This window comes from Bowmanella denitrificans (assembly GCF_002887595.1).
In the GTDB taxonomy this organism is placed as follows: domain Bacteria; phylum Pseudomonadota; class Gammaproteobacteria; order Enterobacterales; family Alteromonadaceae; genus Bowmanella; species Bowmanella denitrificans.
Map to the genome: position 1 here is coordinate 1 of NZ_PEBU01000031.1, position 3,654 is coordinate 3,654.

The following is a 3,654-nucleotide window of genomic DNA, read 5'->3' on the forward strand; positions in this document are numbered from 1 at the left end:
GTTTTACCGTGGTCAACGTGGCCGATAGTGCCTACGTTTACGTGCGGTTTCGTACGTTCAAACTTTTCTTTTGCCATGTTTCCCCCAGCTTAGGTTGGCTGCTACTTCGGTTAATTGCAGAATGAGCTGGGGAGAGAAGTGGTGCTGATAGGCAGATTCGAACTGCCGACCTCACCCTTACCAAGGGTGCGCTCTACCGACTGAGCTATATCAGCACTTTATTGGAGCGGGCAGCGGGAATCGAACCCGCATCATCAGCTTGGAAGGCTGAGGTAATAGCCATTATACGATGCCCGCGATCCTGATCTCTTGAGGCCACCTCATCCCAAGAATTTCTTTTGGGCTTTGCCTGGATACATCGCCTTGCTTGCCCGGCATTCGCTGAAACAGCCAATGCCTATAAAGTGGTGGAGGGGGCTGGATTCGAACCAGCGAAGGCTGAGCCGTCAGATTTACAGTCTGATCCCTTTGGCCGCTCGGGAACCCCTCCGAATTTTGATGGTGCCGGCTGCCGGAATCGAACTGGCGACCTACTGATTACAAGTCAGTTGCTCTACCAACTGAGCTAAGCCGGCACTGCATCAAGTGGGGCGCATTCTAGAGGAAGCTTTTGGAGGACGCAACAGGTAATTTGCAAAAAAATGCCTTTTATGGACCGCTTGCTCATATTGTCGCCTGCAACGCTCATATTTGCGCCACATTGACGCTAATTCAGTCTGTCTGACCGCGGATTTGTTCTAGGTATTTTTGCATTCCCAGGAAAACTAAATCCGGTTCATGCTGCACTTTGGTGCGAACCAAAGACTGAATTCTCGGATAATCTCCCCCACAAACAAAAATAATCGGATTAACAGCCATTTTACTCCCCTGAACACTGGCCTGTTCCAACACGCCGAGTGCTGCCGCCAGGCATCCTGCATCCACTGCTTTTTGTGTTGTGGTACCGGGGGCTACCCCTGCGTGCTCGGAAATATTTCCCCGAACTTTACTGGTGCCACCAAACAAGGCCTTATACATCAGGCTTATTCCAGGGGTTATCCAACCGCCCAGGTAGTGGTGCTGGGAATCAACAAATTCAACATTGATCGCCGTGCCGAAGTCCAGTACAACAAAAGCGGTATCCGTTAACTGAGCGGCCCCAATTACGGCAAGCCAGCGGTCGACACCCATCTGTCCGGGGTTATCATAGCAGTTCTTAATAGAGCCAAAGGATTCCTGTACCTCCGCGTGAAAGAGAGGAATGGCTAATCGTCCCATTAAGCGCTGTAACCCAGAAAGCCAATCGTCATGGCCAACAGAAGCAACAAGTACAGCTTCAACACCTTCCAGCCAGGGAGTCAACTCTTCGGGTGTATCAATGCAACCCAGCACTCTGACCACGGTCCCATCTGATGCAGCTACTTTGGTTCGGCTATTGCCAACATCAATATAAAGCCACTTACTGGAGTGCACTTCTGACACTGATTTCCCCTCCGTAAAATGCCTTTACACCGGTGTCTAACTCAACCAACAATGCCCCATCCTGATTTACCCCCAGGCATTTTCCTTCAAACTGATTTTGTCCACAGATCATTCTGACGAGCTTATTTCGATACAAATTGAGCTTATCCCATTGGTTTAGGTAAGGCTTGAGCCCATCCTGTTCAAACCGCATCAGGTTAAGCTGCAGGGAATCGAGAACATTCACTGCGATACTGTTCCTGTCCACTTCCATTGCCAAATGTGAGCTGAGGTCGGCATAGGGTTGATCTATCAATTTTCCGGTTGCTTCAGGCAGACAAGTGTTAATGCCTACGCCAATAATACAATGACTCTGATCATTGATCTGGCCTTCAATCTCCACCAAAATTCCACCCAGCTTTCGCCCCTCAAGGTAGATATCATTTGGCCATTTAAGCTCAAGCCCTTCTACACCGTTTTTTTGTAGCGCTTCAACCACCGCCACTCCAATCACTAAGCTCAATCCCCCGACAGCTTGGTAACCGCCGGAAAAGGCCCAATACATAGACAAGTATAAGCTGGCACCAAAAGGAGACTGCCACTTCCGACCTTGCCTTCCCCTGCCTGCGGTTTGCGCTTCAGCTAAACAAGCGCCTCCATTTATGTGCAGTTCTGGGTGTTCTTTTAAGTAAGTATTGGTTGAATCCACTACTGACAAAACTTGCAAAGGAACATCAGCAAAACTGCGATGGTGAGCAATCTCGGCCTGTTCCAATAATTTTAATTTTTCAGCCAGACGATATCCCTTACCCGTGACGGAAAAAATCTCCAATCCCAGTCCTTCCAGGCCTTTTATATGTTTACTTATGGCGGCCCTGGATATTCCCAACTCAGCCCCTAGCTCCTCTCCGGAGTGGAATCGGCCATCAGCTAGTCTGATTAAAATTTGATGGCGTTTACTATCCGTCTGCATAGTCATAATGCAACTAATCCCTGAGCACCAATAAGGCGCACTTCATTTTCCAAGGTTATCGAAAAGTGGGTCTCCACCGAAGAGCGTATCGCTCTTGCCAGCTCCAGAAGTTCCTGGCCGGTGGCTGTGCCTTCATTCAGCAGCACCAGAGGCTGATTTGCATGACAGGCTACCCCGCCAATGACTTTACCTTTAAAGCCAAGCCTGTCTATCAGCCAGGCAGCCGGAACCTTTACCTCATGCTCATTGACAACAAAACCAGGTATATTCGGCCAAGCCTGTTTTAGTGACTCATAGTGGCTCCTGGCAATGATCGGATTTTTAAAGAAGCTACCTGCATTGCCAAACACAGCAGGATCAGGCAGCTTAACCCGCCTGGTTTCAACCACTTTATTAAAAACCTGCATAGGGGTAGCAAGGCTTCCCAGGGCTTTTAACTCACCATAATCTGTTTGAACGGCAATGTTTTTAGGAAAGTGTAGTATCACCTCTGTGATCATTAAGGGGCTCATCTCGGGACGTTTGAAAATGCTATCCCGGTAGCCGAACTGACATTCTGAGTTGCTAAACTGCAATCTTTCCCCTGTAGAAAGATGGTGTGCCCGCACGCAGGCACAGAACTCGGCAAGTTCGCGTCCATACGCTCCTATATTTTGAATAGGCGCTGCACCAACCGTACCCGGAATTAATGCTAAGTTCTCTGCTCCATATATCCCCTTACTTAATAACAACTCAACCAGGGAATGCCAGTTTTCTCCCGCGGCAACTTTGACTTCATAGTTATCGGCGGTCTCTTTAATTTCAATTCCCTTTAGGTTGACCTTCAGAATGCACCCTTCGTAGTCTTCTAAAAAAACACTATTACTGCCCTCGCCTAAAAGATAGTAAGGGTCCAGGAGTGATGTCGGTAGCGCTGACAGAACAGCGATCTCAACTAATTGCGCTGCTTTCGTATCAATTCCAAATGTATGCAAGGGGGCTAATCTAACCAAAGGTGTAATCTTCAAAGTCATGCTTCAAGGGGTCCGTTAGTGTATTTAACCCCTTCCTTCAGGTCGAGCTTGTCGAACAATAAATATTAACCAAATATAACGGGCAGGGAGCAGTAGTCAGCAAGCAGCGTGGGTCGGAATTGATTCCGGCAGCTTTTTAGCGTTCTGACGATTGGGGTAAACGAGAGGCAATAAAAAAGGGCTATCCACTCGGATAGCCCTTCTTCATATTGGGAGCCTGGCGGTGTG

At 48.4% G+C, this 3,654-nt stretch carries 3 protein-coding genes, 4 tRNA genes and 1 pseudogene; all 8 read right to left on the bottom strand.

Annotated elements, in window-relative coordinates:
• A pseudogene (locus CSR04_RS24520) lies at positions 1 to 77 on the bottom strand (GTP-binding protein); the annotation flags it as partial.
• A 62-nt stretch (positions 78 to 139) separates the two neighbouring features.
• Positions 140 to 215, bottom strand: a tRNA-Thr gene (locus CSR04_RS24525).
• A 7-nt stretch (positions 216 to 222) separates the two neighbouring features.
• Positions 223 to 297 (bottom strand) — tRNA-Gly (locus tag CSR04_RS24530).
• 108 nt (positions 298 to 405) lie between these two features.
• A tRNA-Tyr gene (locus CSR04_RS24535) sits at positions 406 to 490 on the bottom strand.
• Positions 491 to 499: 9 nt separating this feature from the next.
• Positions 500 to 575 (bottom strand) — tRNA-Thr (locus CSR04_RS24540).
• A 136-nt stretch (positions 576 to 711) separates the two neighbouring features.
• On the bottom strand, positions 712 to 1,461 hold the full coding sequence (locus CSR04_RS24545; protein ID WP_102798982.1) for a type III pantothenate kinase: 750 nt from the start codon (positions 1,459 to 1,461) through the stop codon (positions 712 to 714).
• A complete protein-coding gene (gene birA / locus CSR04_RS24550) occupies positions 1,439 to 2,419 on the bottom strand; it encodes a bifunctional biotin--[acetyl-CoA-carboxylase] ligase/biotin operon repressor BirA (protein WP_102798983.1) in 981 nt (326 codons plus the stop codon). Before birA ends, CSR04_RS24545 begins: the two co-directional genes overlap by 23 nt.
• Positions 2,416 to 3,426, bottom strand: a complete 1,011-nt coding sequence (murB, locus tag CSR04_RS24555) for a UDP-N-acetylmuramate dehydrogenase (RefSeq protein ID WP_102798984.1) — start codon at positions 3,424 to 3,426, stop codon at positions 2,416 to 2,418. The genes birA and murB overlap by 4 nt, the downstream gene beginning before the upstream one ends.
• Positions 3,427 to 3,654: the final 228 nt, after the last annotated feature.

Coding starts and splice junctions, on each gene's coding strand:
- birA (WP_102798983.1), bottom strand. CDS start 2,419: ATGACTATGCAGACGGATAGTAAACGCCATCAAATTTTAATCAGACTA.
- murB (WP_102798984.1), bottom strand. CDS start 3,426: ATGACTTTGAAGATTACACCTTTGGTTAGATTAGCCCCCTTGCATACA.